This window comes from Gilliamella mensalis (genome assembly GCF_900103085.1).
Lineage (GTDB): Bacteria > Pseudomonadota > Gammaproteobacteria > Enterobacterales > Orbaceae > Gilliamella > Gilliamella mensalis.
Genome location: NZ_FMWR01000017.1, coordinates 26,246 through 51,865, shown reverse-complemented (window position 1 = coordinate 51,865; position 25,620 = coordinate 26,246). Strand labels below are relative to the sequence as shown.

Sequence of the window (25,620 nt, the reverse complement as noted above, 5' to 3'; positions counted from 1 at the left end):
TATAGAGTCGATCCCCGTCATTAATTCAATAATGATTGAACTATAATAAACGGGAATCGTTGTAAGTAGACTATTTCACCATTAATTGCCCCATCATACCGAGTGTCTCATGTTCAACAATATGGCAATGATACATACGTAATCCCGACATATTTTGTTGAATCTTTATGGTAATTTTTTCATGCGGACGTAAATTAATGGTATCTTTTAATGCGACATATTCTGGTGGTTTTTTTTCACCATTCAATTCGTGTGAAACAACGACAAACTGTGCACCATGTATATGGAAATTGTGATCCATATGAGAGTTATTGAAAATTGTCCACTCTTCAATCTCATGAATTTTACTTTGCAAATCGATCCTTTGCATATCATGACGTTTGCCGTTAATTAAAAATAACATACCACCTCGCGGCTCCTTCATATCCATAGCTTCAGTATATTCGAGATATTTAGAAGTAGTTGCCTGCCCAAGTTTTGGCAATACACGTAAGGTTGATGGCAGGTGAATTGATTTTGACTGTGTCAATACCAATTCACCAAGTATAATATCTTGCTCTGGTGGTACATTGCCCATTTTACCGCGATCGTAACCGATAGATTGTAAATAAACTGTACCAGATTGTTTTGGTAAAATGACAAGCTCTGCACGTTCAGCTGGAGACAATAGCAGCGGTTTATTGAGTAAAACAGGTGCAGGCATTAATCCTCCATCAGTACCTACCAAATAAATATCACAGCCAGGAACGGATAAATTAAGATAACGACCAGAACATGCATTCCAAACTCGTACTCTTGTTGCCGTATTTATGGTGATTTTGGGACGATAGGCACCATTAATTAACACAAATTGTCCCTCGCGACCATTCATCCAATCAACCATTGAATTATCCGCAATTTCGCCTTTATCAGTCAATTTTAAATCTGAAAAAAACCAGTGTTGTTCAGGCAAGAATGCGAGCGGATCGTTTTTGCTGCGTACAATAAATATGCCAGCTAATCCTCGTGCAATTTGTTCTGCTACTGTTTCATGTCCATGTGGATGATACCAATAGGTGCCTGCATTTCCTTCAGGTATAGTAAACTCATAAGTTCGGCTACTTCCAGCAGGAATTTGATCTTGTGGATTACCATCTTGATTAGATGGGATCAGTAAACCATGCCAATGTACGGTTGTCGCTTGTGTTAAACTATTTTTAACAGTAATTTTAACGTCATCTCCCTCAAAAGCTTCAATCACTGGACCGGGGGTATGACTATTATAAGCCCAAAATTCTGTTGTGATATCTTGTGTTAACTTTAACTTAACAGGTTTTGCTTCCAAGATTGCTTCAAAAATACCTTGTTTATTACTGGTATTTTCTAAACGAGGTAATTGTGGTAAATCCAGTCCTTGCGGTAAAGCTGAAGTTGCTAATAATTTTTGTGAAACTTTATTACCCATATTCATATTCATATTCATATTCATATTCGTATCTCCCATTTCACCTGTTTTACAATCATCAGAGTTGATTTCACAAGCCATACCTGGCATGGTTGAATCATTCATTTTGGCGAAGGCTTTTGTAACTGCTACCCCACTTAAAGCTGCTGCAATATTGAACAGAAAATTTCGACGTTTCATAATATTCCTATAATCATTGTTTTTGATAAACAATCACTATTTAGTGATTAATGATAAAAACTAATAACAAAAAATTTTTACTCTAAATATATATAGTTAGGTTAATGTTTTATTGGAAATACAAGTTATTTAAGTAATTTTTAGTGGTTTTAATCTAGAAATAAATTCTTTATATTTTTGAGCAAAGTAATATGTAAGGTATCGTTCACAATATGGTAAAAACTGAAAGTTCAACAGTAATGTATTATATGGTGAACACGGGGTAGTGGTGATACAAGTTAAACTTTGAGATGACTTTTGTAATAAAGAGTGGTGATTATTATGCCCATAAATGCCTGGCTTAGATATTATTCGGTATGAAATATTATTAACAATCACTGATGAATTAATTGTAATTGCCAAATATCTAGCGAAATAAGCGAGAAAAAAGAAGATGATTGCTAATGCAACAATAAGATAAGTTTGTTTATTGATGATTCTTAATGACATATGTAAATCTCACTATTCATCTCATAAATACTTTAATTATTGTACTGAAAAAAGAAGCAAAGTTATACAGATTTTAAACACTTGAAGCGAAGATTCCACTATTTTATAGTAAATATTTTTGTTCGTAGTGACTTCATTTAGATTAATGAGTAATAACGTAATATTCAATATTGAATTATGACAACTACTAATGTAATAGTTGCATTTAATCATACATAATAATAAGCTGTTCTGCTATTATATTTGTATAACTTAAATTGACGAATCATAAAGATATGAAAATTCTCTTTGGTGTTCAAGGAACAGGCAATGGCCATGTCAGTCGTTGCAGAACATTAGCTAACGCACTGAAAACGGCAGGTGCTGATGTTGATTATATTTTCAGTGGCCGTGATCCTAAAGACTATTTTGATATGCAAGCTTTTGGCGATTATAAAACCTACCGTGGTGTCACGTTTGCAACGCATAATGGTAAAATTAATTTTCGCAAAACCGTGCAACGAATTCGAGCTTTTAGGCTCATTAAAGATGTCCGTGAGCTTGATTTATCAAAATATGATTACATAATTAGCGATTTTGAACCAGTAAGCGCTTGGGCGGCACATCATCAGCATCGTGAATGTTTAGGTATAAGTAATCAGGCGGTATGCCAATATCTTAAGCCTAAAGAGTATGGATTAGTCGCAAATGTGATTATGAAATATTATGCTCCGGTCACTAAACCAATTGGTTTACATTGGTTTCATTTTGGGCATAAGCTCATTCCTCCGATGATTGACACCTTTGAGGCTACACCAACCGAAGATGGAAATATTGTCGTTTATTTGCCATTTGAAGCATTAGATGAAATTACAGTATTTCTAAAGCAGTTTAAGGCGCATCAATTTATCTGTTTTCACCCAGATATAAAACAAGAATCACAACAAGATAATATTATTTTCCAAAAAATTGGACGTGATAATTTTACACATGCATTAGTCAGTTGCTCAGGTATTATTGCCAATACAGGTTTTGCATTAATTTCAGAAGCCTTAGCGTTAGGTAAAAAGATTTTAACTAAACCAGTAGCGGGGCAATTTGAGCAGATCTATAATGCACGGTGTTTACAAACTTTAGATATGGCTACTGTCATGGAAAGTTTAAATGGCATTAAGCTTAAATATTGGCTTAGTCTACCCTCTCCAAAACCAATAATATATCCTAATGTTGCAACTGAATTAGCAAACTGGATTGTTTCAAAACAAAAAGAGTCGTTACTTTCTTTAAGTGAACGGCTTTGGTGTCAAACTATCTTTCCGGAAAATGTGAATCAACGAATAAAATCTTTAGGATATGTGTAAAGGAATGAATATGATAGTAAGTATGATTGTTGCCATGGCTGATAATCATGTAATTGGCTTAAATAATCAAATGCCTTGGCATTTACCTGCAGATTTGGCATGGTTTAAAAAAAATACTCTTAATAAACCTGTTATTATGGGACGAAAGACATTTGAGTCAATTGGTCGCCCATTACCGGGACGTCATAATATTATTATTTCAAGACAAACAGTAATAGAATCTAACGTAGTTCCAAATGTAAGTTGGGTACCATCAATTGATGCTGCAATATTGTTAGCTCAAGCACAGCTTGTTGATGAAGCATTTATTATTGGTGGTGGTAATATTTATAAACAAGCGTTACCTTTAGCAAATCGACTTTATTTAACGCATATAGATGCAAAACTACAAGGCGATACCTTTTTTCCTGATTACTCGCCTGAGCAATGGCAAGTTATTTATCAAGAAGCACATCAAGCCAATGATAAAAATAGCTATCCATATCAGTTTGAAATTTTAGAAAGAAAATAATAAGTATTGGCCTATTGCCACTAAATAAAAAGTGGCAATTTGACCTGCCAATTAGCCTTGAAAACGTTTGGCTTCAATAACATCGGGTAGTTGTTTTATTTTATTCAGTACTCGATTTAACGAATCCTGATCAAAAATTTCCATATCTACATCGATAGTCGCTAATTGTTGCTTCATATCCGAGCGACTCATTAGACCAAGGACATTAACCTTTTCATTCGCCAAAATCGTGGTAATATCTCGTAATAAACCACTTCGATCGTTGGCAACAATTTGTACCACCATGGTATAGCTTGAGTAGGTATTATTATTCCAAACTGCATGGGTAATACGCTCAGGAGCATGATTTTTAAGTTCTTGTAATTGTTCACAATCAGCACGATGAATTGAGATACCTCGCCCTTGAGTAACAAATCCTGCGATTGGATCGCCAGGAATAGGGCGGCAGCAATTTGCAATGGTATACATTAAGTTACCCACACCTTCAATAATAATTTCACTGCCTTTTTTATTACCAGTTTTATTGGTATTTTTAGTTTGTGCATTCGTTTTTTGGGCAATCTGTTTTAATGCGGCTTCATCTTCTTCTTCAGCTGTTGGTTTGTGAAATTGAGCATTAATGAAGTTAACTAATTGATTAATTCTTACATCACCACTACCAATACCAGCGAGTACCTCGTCAAAAGAGTGAGCGTTATATTTATTGATTAAGAGTTTTTCAACACTTTTTAAACTAATATTTAAAGGTTCAAGCTCGTGCTCTAAAATTTGCTGACCTGTAGCGATATTTTTATGCCGATCTTGTTTTTTAAACCATGCTTGAATTTTAGCTCTTGCTCGGCTACTGTTTACAAATCCGGTATTAGGATTTAACCAATCACGGCTTGGATTAGGTTGTTTTTGGGTAATGACTTCGACTTGATCACCCATTTTTAAATTGTAGGTAAATGGTACAATTCTTCCGCCGACTTTAGCGCCAATACACCGATGACCAACATCACTGTGTATATGATAAGCGAAATCAAGTGGAGTTGATCCCGCAGGCAAGTCAACAACATCGCCTTTAGGGGTGAAAACATAAACGCGGTCATCAAAAATTTGACTACGCACAGCTTCTTGAATCTCACCGCTTTCAGACATCTCTTGTTGCCATGTTAATAATTTACGCAACCAAGAAATTCGCTGATCATAAGCGGTCATTTTGTCGGTACTGCCTTCTTTATACTTCCAATGGGCGGCAATGCCTAGTTCAGCATCGTTGTGCATTTGTTCAGTACGGATTTGTATTTCAATTGTTTTATCTTGTGGTCCGTAAACAACAGTATGGATGGATTGATAACCATTTGGTTTTGGATTAGCAACATAATCATCAAATTCTTTGGCGATATGTTTGTAATGGCTATGGACGATGCCCAATGCATTATAACAATCTTCTATACGATCGCAGATAATACGTACGGCACGAATGTCATATAGATCTTCGAATTCAAGATGCTTACGTTCCATTTTGCGCCATATACTATAAATATGCTTAGGGCGACCATAAACCTCAGCGCGGATATGATCTTGATTCATCAATTCTTGTAAATGGTTAACCAATTGCTTGATATACAATTCACGATCTAATCGCTTTTCTTGCAATTTTTTAGCAATCAAACGATATTCATCTGGATATAAATAGCGGAAACAAAAATCCTCTAACTCCCATTTTAATTGACCTATGCCTAAACGGTTAGCTAAAGGGGCATAAATGTTAAAACATTCTTTAGCTGCAAGCACTTGTTCTTCTTGAGATGCATTGATTAAATTGCGTAAATAGGTAATACGTTCTGCTAATTTAATTACTACACTTCGAAAGTCATTGACCATCGCTAGCAACATGCGGCGGATACTGTCAATTTGTTCGGTAGTGGCGCTGCCGTTACGAATGGCTCGTAGTTGGCGAATTTCCTTCATTCTGACAATGTTAGAAATAATATGAGAAATTTCACGATCAAAATCTTCAGGAATATCTTCTCGACGTATGATTTTGTTATCAACAAAAGGAAGCAATAAAGCGGCACATAAACTATTAATGTCCATATTAAGTGTCGATAAGATCTCGACCATTTCTATTGCATTTTCGAAACAAAAAGTTTGCTCCGGCGCACCTGCGCTGTTTTCAAAACAAAAATCCCAAACCTCTCTAAACTTTTTATAAAATGTTGGATTGGTTAATAACAATTCTTGTTTTATCCATCGTTCAACATCAAATTGAGCAAGAGAATAATGTTCTTCACTATGTTGGTGTGCACCTCGAATAGATACCATAATTTATGTTCCTGATTTTATTAGCAACAACATTGATTCAATGTGTTTGGTTTGCGGAAACATATCTAATATAGCAACTTGATCAATTTGGTATCCTGCATCTAAAAGTTGTTTGCTATCTCGTGCTAGCGTCGCAGGATTGCACGATATATAAACGATTTTTGACGGAGCTAATTTTGCAAGTTCTAGTGTTGTATTAAATGCACCAGCTCTTGCTGGATCTAATAATACTTTATTATATTGTGATTGACTCCATATCGAAAATTGTTGGGTATCGTCTAAGTTACTAGTTAGAAAATTGGTTTCCGCACAAATCTCAGTACTATTTAATATAGTGTTGAATTTTGCTTTTTCAACCAGAGCATCAACACCTTCAATGCCCGTTAATGTTTTACTTAATGTAGCTATAGGTAATGAAAAATTACCCATACCACAAAATAGATCTAATACTTGGTCAGTAGGTTGTAACGTAAGCCAATCAAGTGCCTGATCGATCATCTTTTGATTAATTTTACTATTTACTTGAATAAAATCGAGTGGGCTGAAGGTTAATTTTAAATGATTAATTAAATAAAAATGTTCAGTATTACCGGTAATATGTACTAAATCTTTGCCGTGAAAATAAAGCGAAATATTGTTATTTTCGGCAAATTGTTTTAATAGGTTAACATCCTGATCGACCAGAGGCATGGTGTGCCTTAACACAAAAATAATACCACTATCGACCGACATTAATTCAATATGGCCAAGTGCTTTTTTCTGTTTTATGCAATTGAGCATGCTGTGTAATGGTGCTAACAACGCATCTAATTCGTCAACTAATACCGGACAATGTTTGATATTAATTATTTGATTTGATTCAGCTTGGCGAAATCCAATGACCAATTTGCCTTTAACAACATTAATCGAAAGTCTTGCTCGTCGACGATAATAGTAAGGTTTATCGGCAATAATTTGGGGGGAGCTTTCAATAATATTTGTCAAAGGTTGCCCTGTTTCTTTTTGTAACAGGTTGATTAACGCATCATATTTTGCTTGTTGTTGTAAATGTGGTGCAACATGTTGCAATTCACAACCTCCACATTGTTGATAATATTCACATAGTGGTTTAACGCGATCTTTACTATGATTATGGTATCTAATGACTTTGGCTTTAGCGTAATTTTTTTTATTTTCAGTCAGTTCAATATCAACTGTTTCATCTGGCAAGGCTGATTTAACAAAAATTGTTTTACCCTTATGATTGGCAACACCTTGCCCAAAAGCATCTAAGGATGAGACTGTTACTGTCAACTTTTGCGGTGTCAGCTTTTTTTTCTGTGGAGTGTAAAAATTAACCATAAACGTTTTTTATGCTAAGCGCTTTAATAATGCTGTTTTGACATGCAGTGGTACTAAATTTGTAATATCACCACCATGATAAGCAACATCTTTCACGATTGTTGATGAAATAAATCCCATTGCAATAGATGGCATCAAAAAGATAGTGTCTAAATCAGATTTTAACGCACGATTCATTTCAGCAAGTTGCCTTTCGTATTCAAAATCGTGTGTTGTACGAACACCACGAACAATCACTGTCGCATTATGGGTTTGAGCAAAATTGGCCATTAGATTATTAAAGCCAATCACTTCGACGTTAAGTAGGTGTTCAACTGCGGTTGAAGCTAAATTAACACGTTCTTCTAAGGTAAAGAGCGTATTTTTACTTGGATTTTCTGCAATAGCAATAATTAAGCGAGGAAAGAGTAATGACGCTCGTGTAATAAGATCGATATGACCATTGGTAATGGGATCGAAAGTGCCAGGGAAAATAGCCGTTAAGGTTTTGCTTTTCATATTTCATATTATCCATTAGCGATGATGGTTATATGATACCTAATTTTGTTATGGATTGTTAGTTTAAGCTAATAAAAACCTATTTATTGCATCAATACAAATAATGGTGTGATATTACTTGGCAGTACCTGTATTAATAACTATATTGATAAAAATAGCTCAGATAGGTGTTTGATTTTATTTATTTTTTTAATTTTATTTTTTGCGATTATTCATCCTCTTATGAAACAATAAATTGATAAGTTGTTTGATAACGATAAATTTGGTCTGGGTGTAAAAAGCAGCTTGGTTGTGGCCAGCTAGCATGGTGAGGGCTGTCAGGTAAAAATTGTGCTTCTAATGCCACGCCAGCAAAGTTACCATATTCACCATTGTGCCGATTTGGTGTGTGTTGTAAAAAATTGCCGGTATAAACTTGTAACGAAGGTTTGGTTGTAATCACATTCATTATTACTTTATTATCCGACGAAATGAGCTCGGCAGCGATAGCTTTTGTTTTATCTAATAAATAAGCATGATCATAACCACCAGTTATTTGTCGTTCTTGACTCTCAAGAAGTTTCTCAAATAAAAGTTTCGGCCGACGTAAATCCATATCGTGCATATTGACACTAACTAGATCATTATGGGGAATGCCATTGGCATCAACGGGTAAATAATAGTTAGCATTCACTTTTAATCTGTGATTTAGTATGTCCTTGCTTGTTTCACCATCAAGATTAAAGTAAGCGTGATTAGTTAAATTAACTGGCGTGGTTTTTGTCGTCGTTGCGTTAAACAATATAATGACTTGATTATCATCAGTGAGTTGATAATTGACTTCTACATTTAATTCTCCCGGAAACCCCTGATCTCCATCAGGTGAAATTAATTTAAATGTCACTTGCTGATCGGATTGAGATTGAATGTGCCATAATCGCTTATCAAAACCTATTTTTCCACCATGCAACTGATTGACGCCTTGATTGGCAGCGAGCATGTAATGTTTACCGTCAATGTCAATTGACGCATTGGCAATGCGGTTTGCATAACGGCCAATAGTGGCACCTAAATAGGCATCTTGCTGTTGGTATTGTTCAAATGATTGACATCCGAGCAGTACTTCACGATTTTGTCCATGAACGGGTAATACACAGGAGAGCCATGTTGCTCCCCAGTTTGAGAGCTTGATATGCATTCCTTGGTTATTCGAAAGTTTAATAATCTGTTTTATAGGCATATCGCATGAGCTCCTTCACTTGGTGTACAGACATAAAAATCTTCTTTAATACCAGTTTTTTTAGCATAATTATTGCTAACAATGGTTTTAACCGCATCAACTTTATCTTTCGGCACTAACGCCACAACACAACCACCAAAACCACCACCAGTCATCCGTACACCGCCTTGTTCACCAAGGACACCGTGAATTATTTCAACTAAGTAATCAATAGCCGGCACGGTAATTTCAAAATCATCACGCATGGAATTGTGACTATGCGCCATGAGTGTTGATAATAATTTATAATCGCCACTTGCAAGTGCTTGTGCTGCTTTTAGTGTTCGTTCATTTTCGGTGATTATATGATGTGCGCGTTTAAAGACAATGGGATCTAGTGTATTTTCAATATGTTTTAATTCAGTTAAAGATGCGTCCCTAAGCGCTTTTACTCCAAGTGCTTGTGCTGCTGCCTCGCACTGTTTACGTCGAGTATTATATTCACTATCAACTAATCCACGTTTGATATTTGAGTTGATGATAACCACAGAAAAATCTTTAGGAATTGAAACAGCTTTAGCTTCTAGTGATCGACAATCAATCAATAATGCATGTTGGCTTTGTCCTAGGGCAGATATTAGTTGATCCATGATGCCGCAGTTGCAACCGACAAATTGGTTTTCTGCCTGTTGACCAATTAATGCTAACTTGGTGCCATCTAAAGGTAAGTTGTAAAGCACTTGGAACATTTTAGCAACGGCGACTTCTAGGGATGCTGATGAACTTAGTCCTGCTCCTTGAGGAACGTTTCCGCTAATAGCAAAATCGACACCATTAATATTATTTGCATATTTTTTTAACTGTTTTACCACACCACGTATGTAATTAGCCCATCTATAGTTTGGATGTTGTTCAATAGGAGAATCTAACAAAAATTCATCTTGTTGATTATCATAATCTACCGCAATGACCCGAATAAGATTGTCTAAGCGCTTGTGACAACTTATTACCGTTTGATAATCGATAGCACAGGGTAAAACAAAACCATCATTATAATCGGTATGTTCACCAATTAAATTAACGCGACCTGGAGACTGTACAACTGTATCGGGTTTATAACCGAATTTAATTTCAAAAGCTTGCATAGTTTTATCGATTAATGTTTTCATTTATTTATCCTTGCTATCTTTATAGTGAACATCACTAACACTGCGTAACTTTTCTGCGGCTTGTTCTGGCGTTAAATCACGTTGCACTTCAGCTAACATTTCGTAACCGACCATAAACTTTTTTACTGTGGCGGAACGTAATAAAGGGGGATAAAAATGTGCATGCACTTGCCAGTAATCATTTCTATCTTTCATAAATGGCGCACCATGCCAACCCATAGAGTATGGGAAAGAACAATGAAATAAATTATCATAGCGACTCGTTAATTTTTTTAATGCAATGGCTAAATCACTTTGTTGCTCGTCACTTAACATGGTTAATTGAGGAATATGAATTTTGGGTAATAATAATGTTTCAAATGGCCATATTGCCCAAAAAGGGACGATGGCAACCCAGTACTTAGTTTCGACAACAATTCGTTCTCGATTAATTAGTTCTTTTTCGACATAATCTACTAATAAATTATGCTGATATTTTTCAAAATAATTGCGCATGTTGAGATCTTCGCACGCAATTTCATTGGGTAAAAAGCTATTCGACCAAACTTGTCCGTGTGGATGTGGGTTAGAACACCCCATTGCCGACCCTTTATTTTCAAATACCTGTACCCAAGGATAGTGTTTACCCAATTCTATTTGTTGATTTATCCAAGTTTTAATCACCTTTTCAATGGCTGGCAAATCAAGTTCAGGTAATGTTTTACTGTGATCAGGAGAAAAACAGATCACTCGACTGGTGCCTTTTGCGCTTTGTATTTGGAATAATGGGTCGTGGTTTTGGGACGATTCTGGGGTGTTTTCCATTAATGCTGCAAAATCATTAGTAAAAACAAATGTTCCCTTATAATTAGGATTGATATCTCCTGTCACCCGTTTGTTACCTGGACACAAAAAACAAGTTGGATCGTAACTTGGTTTTTGTTCTTCGTTTAATATTTCTTGTTGTCCTTGCCAAGGGCGTTTTGCCCTATGCGGTGAAACAAGCACCCATTGATTGGTCAATGGGTTGTAACGACGATGAGGATGATCAACAGGGTTAAAAATATCCATTTTGCCTCTTCTTTTAATTTTGCATGTTTTAATATTATTTAACTTAATTTGTTAATCGGGATAACCTTGTGGGTTATTAGATTGCCAATTCCAAGAGTCTTTTACCATGTCATCAAGCGTGAGTTTGGTTTTCCAACCCAGTATTTGTTCAGCTTTGTTAGCATCAGCCCAAAATGCTGGTAAATCACCTGCTCGTCTCGGTGCAAAATGCCAATTAAGTGATTTTCCTGACGCCTTTTCAAATGCCTTGATGAGTTGTAATACACTGTAACCGACACCTGAACCTAAATTATAAATATGTACGCCAGTTTTGTTATGATCGGCTTTGAGTGCAGCAATATGTCCATCAGCCAAATCAACGACATGTATAAAATCACGGACACAAGTGCCATCAGCTGTTGGATAATCATTTCCAAAAACCGCTAATGATTCTCGCTTGCCTACAGCAACTTGGGTAATATAAGGCATAAGATTATTAGGAATTCCAAGTGGATCTTCGCCCATTAATCCGCTTGGATGTGCGCCAACAGGGTTAAAATATCTTAGTAAAGTCAGTGACCAATCCGGTTCAGCAACGGCTAAATCCATAATACATTGCTCTACCATTAATTTACTTTTTCCATATGGGCTAGTTGGTAAACCTTGTGGTAAGGTTTCAACATAAGGTACAGGAGCGAGTTCACCATAAACAGTGGCCGATGAGCTAAACACTAACTGTTTAACACCAGCAGCACGCATTGCTTTCATCAGTACTATACTGCCGTAGACGTTGTTTTCATAATATTCAAGCGGTTTATTTACCGATTCGCCGACAGCTTTTAGACCAGCAAAATGAATAACCGCTTTAATGTCATGTTCTGAAAAAATTTTAGTTAATAGTTTTTCATCACACACATCACCTTGATAAAAAATGACAGGTTGACCAGTAATTTTTTGTATTCTATCTAGCACTGATGCTTTACTGTTAAACAAATTATCAATAATAATGGGTGTGTAGCCTGATTGAATCAGTTGAACACAAGTATGACTTCCTATATATCCACAACCACCAGTTACTAATATTTTCATAATAAAACCTTTATCTAATGTAATTGTTATAGTGAGCGTCTGTTAATCTTCAGATTCTTCACTGTTCTTATTTTTCCATAGATCCCATGGCCCTCGCCCAGATAATGTAAAGGAGGAAATCAGCGTAAAACTAAATGCGATCAGACCTAGGACTAGATATGCTCCTGCGAAGCCTATTTTAACATACATTAGCCCTACAAAGGTGGACATAAACATGATAGATAGTTGTTTTGCAAAACAAAATGCAATTAAGTAAACGGTTGCCGATAAGCGAATAGGGAAGTATTTAGTAATATATTTAAATGCACCCACAAGTAGTAAAGGTGCTTCGAACATATGCAAAGTTTTGAGTATAACAACTTCAACAGCTGTGCTAGCAAATGCTGAGCCTGTAATGCGAATTGACATGATAGCGCCAGCAACAAGTAATGTATTTTTACTGCCAATTTTCTTTACAATCAGTGGCGCAAAAAACATCACAGATGCATTTAAAAACTCACCAAGCGTTGTGACATAACCGAATGCTTCTCGCCCGGCTTGTTCACTAGAAAAAAATGAGGTAAAAAAGTTAGCAAATTGTTGATCAAATACATCATAAGTACAGGCAACGCCAATAATGTATAGCATAAAAAACCAAGTTTTGCGCATTTTTAGCAAATTAATGGCAAGTTTTAAATTAAATGGTTCAGGTTTATTTAGCCCCATTTGCTCAACAACTTCAGTCGTTGTTGTTTTTGCTGGATCGGCAATTTTGACTAAAAATAGAAGAATTAATGCAAAACCAGAACATAACCAATAAACGGCATTGACATCTTTAGAAATCATAATGCCAACAAATGAAGCACAAATTGCCCAACCAAAACAACCAAACATACGGCAACGGCCAAATTCGAATTGACTACGTCTACTTATTTTTTCAACGAGCGCTTCAATGGCTGGTGCACCGCCACTAAATACCATACCAAGATAAAATCCACCAACAATTGCACCCAAAGTGACATTAAATTGAAGCAGTGGTCCTAAAATGAAGATAAAAAATGGACCAAATAATACAAGAAGTAGTGTGATAGCCCAAAGGAGATGTTTTTTTAATCCTAACTTGTCAGACATTAATCCGAACAAAGGCTGGAAAAAAAGTGCAAACAATGAAATAAATGAAAAAACATACCCAGTATCTGCTTCATTGAGGCCATTTATTTTCAACCAAACAGGGAAGAACGGGAAATACGCACCCATAATAAAAAAGTACAGAAAGAAGTAGACACTAAATACCCAATAATTCTTATTACTTAGTGATGATTGAATTTGTTGATTCATAATGAACGTCCTTTGTTGGCTTTAAAAGATTACACCACCATTTAGAAATCGTTTACATTTTGTTGGATAGGTAATTTATTAGTGAATTTTGTATGATAATAGCATTATATAATTGTTGAAAAAGTGATCTTGTTAACAGTTTATGAAATCGGTTACATTTTTCAATGTGATTGATTTTTTCGAAAAGAGTTACTTAACTTTTTATAAAGATGAAAACATCTAATTCTCACTATGATAGATGAAAATGGATAATCTAATTGCCATTAGTGAGCTTTGCTGGGTTTTATACGTTTTTCAAAATCCAACCAGTCATAATAACCATCACTATTAATAGATGCATTTTCCAAATGCAGTTGATAATGTTGTGGTGGATTATTAGCATCAAGTACTTTCCCGTTATGAAGCTGTTCGAAGCTTTGATAAATATATTCGGCTTTAAAGAAATATTTTCCAGTAGATAAGTGACGAAAACGCTGTAAAGCTACTTTTCCACCAATTGGTGTTGTTTCAAATTGGTTAGGTAGTTGATAGTCTTTAAAATCTAGTGCACCAAGTAATGCAGCAATAGTACTATCGTGCCCAACAAGTAGATTGACTTTATTATCCTGCTGTATAAGATCGCTTATCATATTGATGATGAGTTTAGCAGAATGTTTGGCAAGTGTTTTGGAATGGAAAACTAAATTAACATATTGATTACGAATTTCGATAAGTTGTTGCCACTGTTCTTGGCTAGTGAGCCTGCCCCATGCGATTTGTTCTTTTTGAAAGGCTGAATAGTACTGTGATAAAAATGCATCAACGGCTGAAATCCCTATTGCTAGTGGTCCAAGCAGTACTGGTTCTTGGTGTTTTTTAAAATAGAGTTCTGATGGAATATCGGCTAAATCACATTGATATTTTGCATATAATGTCGAATGCTTATAATCTAAAATATCGGAAAGAATTTTATAAGCGGGCGCTAGATTTTTAAAGATGTTGCCTGCTTTGTTAGCTTCATCAATATCACGTAATACGGCATGCTTAAATTCAGGGGAATCATCTTGCAAACTAGGATCGAAGATCGGATCCATGTTTTCAATAGGATATTTATGATGAACAGCAACATCATACCCCGCAAAGGCACCTATTGCCAAAAATTGAGCCGTAGCAACGGTCCTTTGCAGGCTGTTAGCATACACAAATAATTCAGTATTATGTGTTGATAATTTTATATTGTGCTTTTCAAGCCAAGTTGCTAAATAATGGCCAAAATAGGCTTCTAATACGCCACCACGTGTGGTTAAATAACCATATGGGTGATCCCATTTTGGCCACTTAAAGTGAGTAATTTTTTCTAAAAATTGTAATGTGTTTTGTAATGGTGTGCGAATACCATGGCGGCTAAGTATAACGACTTTATCTAATTGGTAATGGTTATTTTTCATTTCGTGATCCATCCTTGTTTGTGCAAATAATTTAGAATAAAATCGCGTTGCTCATTATTTATTGTTTTAGCAATTTTATCACTCCAACCACCGACTTTTTGATGAATACTGCGGGTTTTATAGTAATCATCCATTTGGGCATCATACTTTGTCAAAATGGCATGCTCAATTGGTTGATAGTGGTTTTCAAAAAACACTAGCTCTTTTGGTAATCTTGGTTTTAGTTCTGGATGATGATCGGGGTAGCCAAGACAAAGCCCAAAAAGTGGCAGGACGTATTTCGGTAAATCAAGTAATTGCGTTACTTTATCAAGATTATTGCGCAAACCACCAATATACACAGCACCTAATCCTAATGATTCGGCTGCAGTTACGGCATTTTGCGCCATAATTGCTGTATCAACACAGCCCAATAATAGCTGCTCTGCTTTACCAAGATTAAGTTTTGGATCAATTTGATAATGGCGATTAAAATCGGCGCAAAACACCCAAAATTCAGGTGCTTGGATAACATACTTTTGATCGCCTGCATAATGAGCTAGTTTTTCGCGTTTGCTGGGGTCGGTGATACGAATAATTGTCGAGCATTGAATAAAATTAGAACTAGAAGCCGACTGTGCTGCGCTAACAATTAAAGTTATTTGCTCTTGAGTTAAGCTAGTTTCTTTATAAGCACGAATAGAGCGATGCCGACAAAGTAGATCGATCGTTTCGTTTTGCATAGTGGCTCCTTAGCATAATTATTTGTTTACAAATTGGAGATCCCAAACGCCATGACCTAAATTCTGACCTCGTTTTTCAAATTTGGTAATTGGTCTATCATCAGGTCTTGGAATGTAGTTGCCGTTTGCTGATAAGTTTTCAAAACCTTCTGCTTGAGTTAAAACCTCTAACATATGTTCGGCATAATGTTGCCAATCGGTTGCTAGGTGCAAAATACCACCTAATTTTAATTTTTGCCGAATTAGCTGTACAAATTGGGGCTGAATAATACGGCGTTTATTATGTCTAGCTTTATGCCAAGGGTCAGGAAAAAAGATTTGTACTTTGTCTAGTGAACGATTAGGGATCATATTTTCTAATACTTCAACTGCATCATGGCACATCACTTTCAAGTTTGATAATTGGTTTTCTTCTATCGCCATTAAACAAGCACCCACCCCAGGTTTGTGCACTTCGATTCCTAAAAAGTTTTTATTAGGTGCATTTTTCGCCATTTGTATTAAAGAAGCCCCCATACCAAATCCAATTTCAAGGACTAGCGGTTTGTTAGCATCAAAACAAATAGGTGCATGTGCATTATATTCAATACCAAATACAGGCCATAAGTTTATTAATGCTTGTTCTTGTCCTTTTGTTAAACGACCTTGTCGTAAAACAAAACTACGAATAGTTCTTTTAGATTTGATATTTTCGTTATCTGAGTTTAATTGTTCATTCATCACGTTATTTACTTTGGTTGTGGAATTGATTAAAGCTAATTGATGGTTGTTAGTTTACTCGATTTTGCGTTCACAGCAAAAGCATCTTAAGGTCAAATTTTTTTAATTAATGATTTGTAAAAATATATCAAATATTTTTGATATATTTTTATATTGTGGTTGAGCATGATAGATAAATGATTATATAATTGTAGCCCCGATTTAACCGATTACGAATTAAGTAATCATGAATACATGCTTGAGGATTTCTCGTGCCTGATATGAAGCTTTTTGCTGGTAATGCCACACCCGAACTAGCAAAACGTATAGCTAATCGTCTTTATACTTCTCTTGGTGACATTGTTGTAAGCCGTTTTAGTGATGGTGAAGTTAATGTCCAAATCAATGAAAATGTCCGTGGTGAAGACGTTTTTATTATTCAATCAACTTGTGCTCCAACCAATGATAATTTGATGGAATTACTGGTTATGATCGATGCTATGCGTCGTGCATCTGCTGGTCGTATTACTGCAGTTATTCCTTATTTTGGTTATGCAAGGCAAGATCGACGAGTTCGTTCTGCTCGTGTACCTATTACCGCTAAAGTTGTTGCTGATTTTTTATCAACAGTTGGTGTTGATAGGGTATTAACCGTTGATCTTCATGCCGAACAAATTCAAGGTTTTTTTGATGTCCCAGTTGATAACGTATTTGGTAGCCCAGTTATTTTAGAAGATATGTTGCAACGTCAGTTTGAACGTCCGATTGTGGTATCTCCTGACATTGGTGGTGTGGTGCGTGCTCGTGCGATAGCTAAACTACTTAATGATACTGATATGGCAATTATTGATAAACGTCGTCAACGTGCAAATGAAGCTGAAGTGATGAATATTATTGGTGATGTGGCTGATAGAGATTGTATTTTAGTTGATGATATGATTGATACAGCAGGAACACTTTGTAAAGCAGCTGATGCTTTAAAAGCGCGAGGTGCAAAAAGAGTGTTTGCTTATGCAACGCATCCAATATTTTCAGGTAAAGCAGTAAGTAACATTAAAAACTGTGCCATTGATGAAATTGTTGTTTGTGACACAATTCCATTAACAGCAGAAGTAAAAGCATTGAAAAATGTTCGCCAATTAACGTTATCAGGTATGCTTGCTGAAGCAATTCGTCGAATCAGTAATGAAGAATCGATTTCAGCTATGTTTCATCAATAACCTGTTTTATCTTTGAATCAAATGCCCCTTTTGGGGCATTTTTCACAATAAAATCAGTGACAATAAAAATATTATGACAACGATAAAACTGATAGTAGGACTTGCCAATCCCGGCAATGAATATGCAGCAACAAGGCACAACGCAGGTGCATGGTTTGTTGAGCAATTGGCTCAACGTTATAATCAATCATTAAAAAATGAATCCAAATTTTTTGGTTACACATCAAGAATCAACATTTCAGGTCATGATGTGCGTTTATTAGTTCCAACTACTTTTATGAATTTAAGTGGTAAAGCGGTGCAAGCTATGGCTACATTTTACCAAATAAAGCCAGAAGAGATATTAATTGTCCATGATGAACTAGACTTGAATCCCGGTATAGCTAAACTTAAATTTGGTGGCAGCCATGGTGGTCATAATGGATTGAAAGATATCGCCAGCAAATTAGGTAATAATTTAAATTATTATCGGTTAAGAATTGGTATTGGTCATCCTGGGGATAAAAATAAAGTGGTTGGCTACGTTCTTAATAAACCTTCTAAACAAGAACAAGAGTTGATTGATGAGGCTATTGATCAATCAGTGCGTTGTACTGATATTTTATTATCTCAAGGAGTTGAAGCTGCGATGAATAAATTGCACGCTTTTAAGGCTTAATTTATTGAGTCAATAACAAATGGGTAATGGATAACTACTTGCTTATAATAAACAATCCGCCAAAAATTGAGCGGATTGTCAAGTCATTATCTTAGAAGGCTAGATTAAGAAAACAGATGAGTAATATTACCACCTTTTTCAGCTATTTTCTTCATTACCTCTTTGATTAACCATGTATTCATTGCTGTAGTATCATCAGTACTGCCTGTATAATTTAGCTCTTGCGCTAATTTTTTACGTGCATCTAAGCTACTGTCTATACCTAGTAATTTCAATAAATCGACGATCGATGTTTTCCAGTTGAGTGCTTCAGGATGCTTTTTTGCTAAATTATCAAGAATAGATGTGACATCAACATTAGATGTGCTTTGCTCTACCTTTTCTTGAACCTGTTGTGAACCACTTGATACCGTATCTTTGACTGATGCAGTGATATTTTCAACTTTATCTTTCACTGTATCAACGGCATTTTCTACTGTTGCTTGAGCACTAGGAAATACTTTAGAAAAAATGTTATTTAAGATACCCATATTACACCTCTTTCAAATTTAAACTGCTTAAAAAAACTGCTTAACGATATAGATGTAGAAAATATCATAATTAATATAACGCCTAAAAGGATAGAATGTCAAAATAGTTATGCTTTTATAGCATTTTATGTACTACGATACAACGCATTATTTATATGCAAATCAATTACCATTAAACATTCTCATCATTTTAAGGTATTTGATAGGTGTTTACAAATAGGTATTATCCATCTTGGAATTATATTATGTATGTTTGTATAAACAAAAATTGCCCTTAAAAAAGGGCTTGCAATTGTTAGGATTTTTATATGTATTAATTACAATTGATTTGCTTGGTTCTATTAATTAAAAAAAGCTCGGAGGATTGCATATTCAACACCACGAATTTCAGCCAAACCTCGCAAACGGCCTATAGCAGAATAGCCTGGGTTTGTTTTTTTCTTGAGATCATCTAACATTTGATGTCCATGATCTGGGCGGACAGGAATAGGGCGTTTGATTCCTGCCTTTTTACGTCGTTGTTCTTCTGCAATCAATGCTTTGATTACAGCATACATGTCAACATCACCAGCTAAATGATCACCTTCATGAAAAGATAGTGGGTTTTCTTCACGAACTGTTGCTCGTAAGTGAATAAAGTGGACACGGTCGGCAAATTTTTCAGCCATGATAGCTAAATCATTATCGCTACGAACGCCATAAGAACCTGTACAAAAACAAAAGCCATTATGAATACTATCAACGGTATCTTTAATCCATTGCATATCTTCGATCGTTGAAACAATACGAGGTAGGCCTAAAATTGGGCGCGGAGGATCGTCCGGATGAACAGTCAAAACAACACCAACTTCTTCAGCAACAGGGACAATAGCTTTTAAAAAATAGGCATAATTTTCACGTAATTTTTCTTTATCAATATTATCATAAGTTGCGAGATGAGCACGAAATTGATCAAGTGAATAACCTTCTTCAGCACCTGGTAAACCTGCAATGATATTTGCAACAAGTTTATCTTTATCTGCTTGTGTCATTTGTTCAAAATATGTTTTTGCTAAAATGGCATCTTGCTGTGAATAATCTTTTTCTGCATTAGGTCGTTTTAATAGATAAATATCGAATGCGGCAAAGGCAACTTGATCAAACCGTAATGCTCTTGAACCATCAGGTAATTCATAAGAAAGATCTGTTCGAGTCCAATCTAAAACTGGCATAAAATTGTAACAAACAGTGTCAATTCCACAAGCAGCTAAATTTCTAATTGATTGCTGATAATTGGCGATATGTTGCAGAACGTTTCCCGAGTGGGTTTTTATTTCTTCATGAACAGGAATGCTTTCTACAACAGACCATGTTAATCCTTTTTCTTCAATAATATTTTTTCGTTTTTGGATTTCTTCAATGCTCCAAACTTCTCCATTTTGAATATGGTGTAATGCTGTAACAATTCCAGTTGCTCCCGATTGTTTTATATCATCTAATGATACTGGGTCATTGGGTCCAAACCAACGCATCGTTTGTTCCATATAAATCTCCTTAACGATTTCATTTATTTGTTTTTCTAAAATAAAAAAGATCTATAAACAATGCTGATTATTTACTGCCTATTGATTAACAATGTTAACTAGAATTGAGTCAAATAGGTAACCATCAAAATTTAGATCTCCACTATCATAAATTGCCATTAATGTTGATTTAACATTTTCTAAATATTGCTATATAGCTTAATGTGTCGCTTTTACATCTTTTACTTGTAATGTGCATAAAATTTACTCGTTATTATTACGTCATTTTTTAGTAACTCGATTTAATTACCAATTGGTTGATAAAGACCACTAGGCTTGCCTTTATTTAATACATAATATTAATCATTTAGTTAGCAGAATATTTAATGTTATTTTCTCACTAGTTAACTTATGTAATTAAATTGGAATGCCAATGTTAATGTCAGCATATTAGTATTGTCAATTTTAAATAAAAATAAACCATTTTTGGTGATTTAGATCACAATTCAATCAAAATGATAGTGAAAAATTATTTTGTAAATGAAAACATGTCTAACCAATAAGTAAATCTGTCATTAAACTTTAAATTTGAATGGTGATATAAGTATGTTAGAAATTTCAGCTTTACCTCAATATATAAAAAAACGCCCAACGTATGATAGAAAGAAGATTGTTTCTAGAATTGTCCATTTAGGATTTGGTGCTTTTCATCGAGCCCATCAGGCTTTGTTTATAGACCGATTATTAAATACAGGGAACAGTGATTGGGCTATTTGTGAGGTAAATATTGTTGGTGGAGAACAGTTAATTGAAGATATTCGTAAGCAAGATCACCTTTATACCGTTTTAGAAAAAGGAGCCCAATCGAAAGAGGCTTTTGTTATTGGTAGTGTTAAAGAATCACTATTAGCGCAGAGTGATGGTATTGAAGTTATTTTAGAAAAGATGGCCAGTCCCTTAATTGAAATAGTTTCACTTACTATCACTGAAAAAGGTTATTGTATGTTACCGGGTGGAGTCGGATTGGATTTTAATAATGCATTAATTAAAGCCGATCTTGTTAATCCAGAGAAACCTGTATCAGCACCAGGTGTTATTGTTGAAGCACTGTATCGTAGAATGCAACGAGGTCTAAAATCTTTTACCGCTTTGTCTTGCGATAATATTCCCGAAAATGGTGTAGTTTTAAAGAAAGCGATTTTAGATTTAGCTAAAGCGCGCGATTTCAAATTAGCTCAATGGATTGAATCTAATACAACCTTTCCGTGCACAATGGTTGATCGTATTGTACCTGCCATAACATCAGAAACATTAATAGAAATTGAGGGCGTATTAGGTGGGATTGTTGATCCCTGTGGTATTGCTTGTGAGCCATTTATCCAGTGGGTCATTGAAGATAATTTTGTAACAAATCGACCAAATTGGGACCAAGTGGGTGCAGAATTTGTTAAAAATGTTGTACCTTACGAAGAAATGAAGCTACGCATGTTAAACGGAAGCCATTCATTTTTAGCGTATTTAGGTTATTTGGCCGGTTATGTGCATATCAATGACTGTATGAATGATGCAAGCTATAAAAAAGCCACTCATCAATTAATGATGGCACAACAAGCTCCCACTCTTCATGTCCCATCAAATGTTAACTTGCTAGAATATGCAAACAAACTTATTGAACGATTTAGTAATCCATCATTAAAACATCAAACATGGCAAATTGCGATGGATGGAACTCAAAAACTTCCTCAAAGAATGCTTGATTCAATTCGCTGGCATATAAAAAACGACTCTGATTTTTCATTACTTGCATTAGGTGTTGCTGGGTGGATGCGTTATGTCGGTGGTATTGATGATAATCATCAGCCAATAGATGTTAAAGACCCAATGTCAGAGCAATTACAAACTATCGTTAAAGCTAGCGTAGATGGAATAGAACGAGTCAATTGTTTACTCAAACTGGATGTGATTTTTGGTGCTGATTTGCCGAACAATTCTCAATTTAGAGAGCAAGTCACAACACACTATCTTACGTTAATGCAAAAAGGGGCAAAACAAACGATCCAAGAACTAATAATCTAAAATTAGGGTGAAAAAAGAATGAAAAAATTTTTAGATGATAATTTTTTATTGCAAAGTAAAGCTGCTCAAAGGCTCTATTTTGATTATGCAGAAGGTCAGCCGATATATGATTATCATTGCCATTTACCTCCTAAAGATATAGCTGAAGATAAAAATTTCCGTAATTTGACCGAAATTTGGCTGGCAGGTGATCATTATAAATGGCGAGTACTGCGTACAGCTGGTATTGATGAAAAGCTTATTACTGGCGATGCGTCTGATTATGATAAATATCTTATTTGGGCTAAAGTTGTGCCATTAACACTTGGTAACCCAATTTATCATTGGACACATTTAGAGTTGCGTCGTCCATTTGGAATAAAAAACACGCTCTTTAATGAACAAACAGCGGTAAAAATTTGGCATCAGGTTAATGAACAGTTGGCCACACCAGCGTTTTCAACTCGTGGAATCTTAACTCAAATGAAGGTCAATACAGTAGGTACAACCGATGATCCAATTGATTCATTGGAGTATCACAAACAAATCAGCTTAGATACGACCTTTAAGACAAAAGTAAGACCAAGTTGGCGACCCGACAAAGTATTTAAAATTGAATTACCAAATTTTGCCGATTATATCCTGCAATTAGGTAATGTTACAAATATTGAAATCAACTCTTTTGAAAAATTACTCTTCGCATTAACTAAAAGGCTGGATTATTTTGAACTTCACGGCTGTGAAGCGTCAGATCATGGTATAGAAATCTTAAGGTATGCTGATATACCAACAGAAAGAAAACTTAACGAAATACTCATTAAACGTTTAAATAATCAAGAAATTTCTGAATTAGAAATAGCTCAATTTAGTACAGCAATGCTTATTTGGCTTGGACAGCAATATCACAAACGTAATTGGGTTATGCAGTTACATTTGGGGGCTCTACGTAATAATAATCAACGGATGTTCAAAATTTTGGGACCTGATGCAGGCTTTGACTCAATTGGTGATAGACCTATTGCTGAACCACTATCCGCTTTATTGGGTATTTTAGATCTGACAGACCAATTACCTAAAACGATTTTATATTGTTTAAATCCTCGTGACAATGAAGTGTTAGCAACTATGGCAGGCAATTTTCAAGGGTCTGGTATTGCTGGCAAAATCCAATTTGGCTCAGGTTGGTGGTTCAATGACCAAAAAGATGGTATGGAGCGCCAACTAATGCAGCTTTCACAAATGGGATTATTAAGTCAATTTATTGGCATGTTAACAGACTCACGTAGTTTCTTATCATTTACAAGGCATGAATATTTTAGGCGCATCGTATGCAATATGGTTGGTCATTGGATGGAAAATGGTGAAATTCCAGCTGATTTTAATCTGGTAGGGACAATGATTAGTGATATCTGTTTTAACAATGCCAACCGTTATTTTTCTAAGTAATAACAAGCTAACTAACTTTTAATATAATTATAAAAGGAAAAATGATGAAAAAAATAAAACATTTTCGATGGTATATGATATTACTTGTTTGTGTTATTACAATTGTCAATTATCTTGATAGAACTGCATTAGGCATAGCTGCACCGACTATTTTGGATGCGACAGGTATATCGAAAGAACAATATTCGTGGATAGTAAGTACATTTCAATTAGCTTATACCATTGGTCAACCAATCATGGGATTTTTTATTGATACCATTGGGTTAAGACTTGGATTTGCTATTTGTGCGGTTATTTGGGGACTCGCTACTATGGGGCATGCATTAACTGGCACATGGCAAGGATTAGCTTTTATGCGTGGAATTATGGGATTTAGTGAAGCTTCAGCAATCCCCGTTGGCATCAAAACAGCTTCAATTTGGTTCCCTGCAAAAGAGAGAGGAATTGCTGCGGGCATATTTAATATGGGAACTTCATTTGGTGCTATGTTGGCTCCTCCTTTGATTGCTTGGTGTATCTTATTCCAAGGCTGGCAATTTGCGTTTGTTGTTTCTGGCTCTCTGGCTTTACTTGCTGCTATGATTTGGTTTATTTTTTATCGCGATCCTAAAGATTCAAAAAAACTATCTCCAGAGGAGAGGCAATATATAGAAGTTGGAAAAGAAAATCATTTAGAAATAAACAGCAAAGAAGAAAAAGTGTCTTTTATTTCAATTCTTACTCAACGTAATTTTTGGGGGATCGGTATTGCACGGTTTCTGGCAGATCCCGCATGGGGAACGATCAACTTTTGGGTACCCATTTTTTTTGTAGAAACTCTGAATTTTAGTTTAAAAGAAATTGCGATGTTTGTTTGGTTACCCTTTTTAATGGCTGACTTGGGATGCCTAGCGAGTGGCTTTGTTGCTAGATTTTTTAATGATAGAGGTTTTTCGTTAATCAATTCAAGACTTATTACATTTACCATTGGTGCTATTCTTATGATGACTATTGGATTTGTAAGTATTGTTGAAGATCCTTATCTTGCTGTATTTTTAATTAGTCTTGGCGGGTTTTCTCACCAGTTACTCTCAACTGTAGCTTCAACGCTTGGCGGTGATTTATTTAAGAAAAATCAGGTTGCAACAGCGGTCGGAATGGCTGGCGCATGTGCATGGTCAGGCCAGTTGATTTTTAATTTATTTATTGGCGCATTTGTTGGTATTATTGGTTTTGGTCCATTTTTTATCGCGTTAGCTTTTTTTGATGTTATAGGAGCAACTGTTTTATGGACTTTTATTAGAGAAAATAAAACTCAGCACACTAGCTTTCAATTAGCAACCAATTAGTGAACTGCGCCTTTGTAGCTTTAAACTGACAAATACAATGCTTGAACTATATTTGTCAGTTTTTTGTCAATTTTCTTTTTTATTCAGTAGCTATGGTTATTACTATTGTGAGATTTAA

21 protein-coding genes are annotated in these 25,620 nt (G+C 35.3%); 7 read left to right on the top strand and 14 right to left on the bottom strand.

Annotation, left to right across the window (positions count from 1 at the left end; translation table 11 throughout):
* Positions 1–70: 70 nt before the first annotated feature.
* Positions 71–1,624, bottom strand: a complete 1,554-nt coding sequence (locus BQ5209_RS09265) for a multicopper oxidase family protein (protein ID WP_085248364.1) — start codon at positions 1,622–1,624, stop codon at positions 71–73.
* 764 nt (positions 1,625–2,388) lie between these two features.
* Between BQ5209_RS09265 and BQ5209_RS09260 the strand changes: the two genes are divergently transcribed.
* A complete protein-coding gene (locus BQ5209_RS09260; RefSeq protein WP_085248362.1) occupies positions 2,389–3,453 on the top strand; it encodes an MJ1255/VC2487 family glycosyltransferase in 1,065 nt (354 codons plus the stop codon).
* A 10-nt stretch (positions 3,454–3,463) separates the two neighbouring features.
* Positions 3,464–3,964: a type 3 dihydrofolate reductase gene (folA, locus tag BQ5209_RS09255; RefSeq protein WP_085248360.1), complete on the top strand. Its 501-nt coding sequence runs from the start codon at positions 3,464–3,466 to the stop codon at positions 3,962–3,964.
* Positions 3,965–4,015: 51 nt separating this feature from the next.
* On the opposite strand, the gene relA is transcribed toward folA, so the two are convergent.
* The 11 genes from relA to trmB form a co-directional block, all read right to left on the bottom strand.
* Positions 4,016–6,274: a GTP diphosphokinase gene (gene relA, locus BQ5209_RS09250; RefSeq protein ID WP_085248358.1), complete on the bottom strand. Its 2,259-nt coding sequence runs from the start codon at positions 6,272–6,274 to the stop codon at positions 4,016–4,018.
* A 3-nt stretch (positions 6,275–6,277) separates the two neighbouring features.
* A complete protein-coding gene (rlmD, locus tag BQ5209_RS09245; protein WP_085248356.1) occupies positions 6,278–7,615 on the bottom strand; it encodes a 23S rRNA (uracil(1939)-C(5))-methyltransferase RlmD in 1,338 nt (445 codons plus the stop codon).
* Between the two features lie 9 nt (positions 7,616–7,624).
* Entirely contained in the window at positions 7,625–8,113 is a 489-nt protein-coding gene (coaD, locus tag BQ5209_RS09240) for a pantetheine-phosphate adenylyltransferase (protein ID WP_085248354.1), read from the bottom strand.
* 220 nt (positions 8,114–8,333) lie between these two features.
* Positions 8,334–9,332, bottom strand: a complete 999-nt coding sequence (gene galM / locus BQ5209_RS09235) for a galactose-1-epimerase (protein WP_085248352.1) — start codon at positions 9,330–9,332, stop codon at positions 8,334–8,336.
* Entirely contained in the window at positions 9,323–10,480 is a 1,158-nt protein-coding gene (gene galK, locus BQ5209_RS09230; RefSeq protein WP_085248350.1) for a galactokinase, read from the bottom strand. The genes galM and galK overlap by 10 nt, the downstream gene beginning before the upstream one ends.
* A complete protein-coding gene (gene galT / locus BQ5209_RS09225) occupies positions 10,481–11,530 on the bottom strand; it encodes a galactose-1-phosphate uridylyltransferase (RefSeq protein ID WP_085248348.1) in 1,050 nt (349 codons plus the stop codon). It lies immediately after the preceding gene.
* Positions 11,531–11,581: 51 nt separating this feature from the next.
* Entirely contained in the window at positions 11,582–12,598 is a 1,017-nt protein-coding gene (gene galE, locus BQ5209_RS09220; RefSeq protein WP_085248346.1) for a UDP-glucose 4-epimerase GalE, read from the bottom strand.
* Positions 12,599–12,640: 42 nt separating this feature from the next.
* Positions 12,641–13,915, bottom strand: a complete 1,275-nt coding sequence (locus tag BQ5209_RS09215) for an MFS transporter (protein WP_085248344.1) — start codon at positions 13,913–13,915, stop codon at positions 12,641–12,643.
* A gap of 263 nt (positions 13,916–14,178) precedes the next feature.
* Complete coding sequence (locus BQ5209_RS09210) at positions 14,179–15,342, bottom strand: histidine-type phosphatase (protein WP_167370340.1); 1,164 nt, start codon at positions 15,340–15,342, stop codon at positions 14,179–14,181.
* On the bottom strand, positions 15,339–16,064 hold the full coding sequence (gene nfsA / locus BQ5209_RS09205) for an oxygen-insensitive NADPH nitroreductase (RefSeq protein ID WP_085248340.1): 726 nt from the start codon (positions 16,062–16,064) through the stop codon (positions 15,339–15,341). The genes BQ5209_RS09210 and nfsA overlap by 4 nt, the downstream gene beginning before the upstream one ends.
* Before the next feature lie 18 nt (positions 16,065–16,082).
* On the bottom strand, positions 16,083–16,787 hold the full coding sequence (gene trmB, locus BQ5209_RS09200; RefSeq protein WP_370737836.1) for a tRNA (guanosine(46)-N7)-methyltransferase TrmB: 705 nt from the start codon (positions 16,785–16,787) through the stop codon (positions 16,083–16,085).
* Between the two features lie 248 nt (positions 16,788–17,035).
* Between trmB and BQ5209_RS09195 the strand changes: the two genes are divergently transcribed.
* Positions 17,036–17,983 carry a ribose-phosphate pyrophosphokinase gene (locus BQ5209_RS09195; protein WP_091120159.1) on the top strand — a complete coding sequence of 316 codons (948 nt, stop codon included), beginning with the start codon at positions 17,036–17,038 and terminating at the stop codon, positions 17,981–17,983.
* A gap of 73 nt (positions 17,984–18,056) precedes the next feature.
* Entirely contained in the window at positions 18,057–18,641 is a 585-nt protein-coding gene (pth, locus tag BQ5209_RS09190) for an aminoacyl-tRNA hydrolase (protein WP_085248336.1), read from the top strand.
* Positions 18,642–18,745: 104 nt separating this feature from the next.
* On the opposite strand, the gene BQ5209_RS09185 is transcribed toward pth, so the two are convergent.
* Together BQ5209_RS09185 and uxuA are read right to left on the bottom strand one after the other, a co-directional pair.
* A complete protein-coding gene (locus BQ5209_RS09185; protein ID WP_085248334.1) occupies positions 18,746–19,171 on the bottom strand; it encodes a DUF3597 domain-containing protein in 426 nt (141 codons plus the stop codon).
* A gap of 341 nt (positions 19,172–19,512) precedes the next feature.
* Positions 19,513–20,694 carry a mannonate dehydratase gene (gene uxuA, locus BQ5209_RS09180; protein WP_085248332.1) on the bottom strand — a complete coding sequence of 394 codons (1,182 nt, stop codon included), beginning with the start codon at positions 20,692–20,694 and terminating at the stop codon, positions 19,513–19,515.
* A 579-nt stretch (positions 20,695–21,273) separates the two neighbouring features.
* Between uxuA and BQ5209_RS09175 the strand changes: the two genes are divergently transcribed.
* From BQ5209_RS09175 to BQ5209_RS09165, 3 genes are read left to right on the top strand one after another with little or no spacing between them, the layout of a single operon-like run.
* Complete coding sequence (locus tag BQ5209_RS09175; RefSeq protein ID WP_370737838.1) at positions 21,274–22,749, top strand: mannitol dehydrogenase family protein; 1,476 nt, start codon at positions 21,274–21,276, stop codon at positions 22,747–22,749.
* Positions 22,750–22,767: 18 nt separating this feature from the next.
* Positions 22,768–24,174: a glucuronate isomerase gene (uxaC, locus tag BQ5209_RS09170; protein ID WP_085248328.1), complete on the top strand. Its 1,407-nt coding sequence runs from the start codon at positions 22,768–22,770 to the stop codon at positions 24,172–24,174.
* Positions 24,175–24,218: 44 nt separating this feature from the next.
* On the top strand, positions 24,219–25,502 hold the full coding sequence (locus BQ5209_RS09165; protein ID WP_085248326.1) for an MFS transporter: 1,284 nt from the start codon (positions 24,219–24,221) through the stop codon (positions 25,500–25,502).
* The last annotated feature ends 118 nt before the right edge of the window (positions 25,503–25,620 follow it).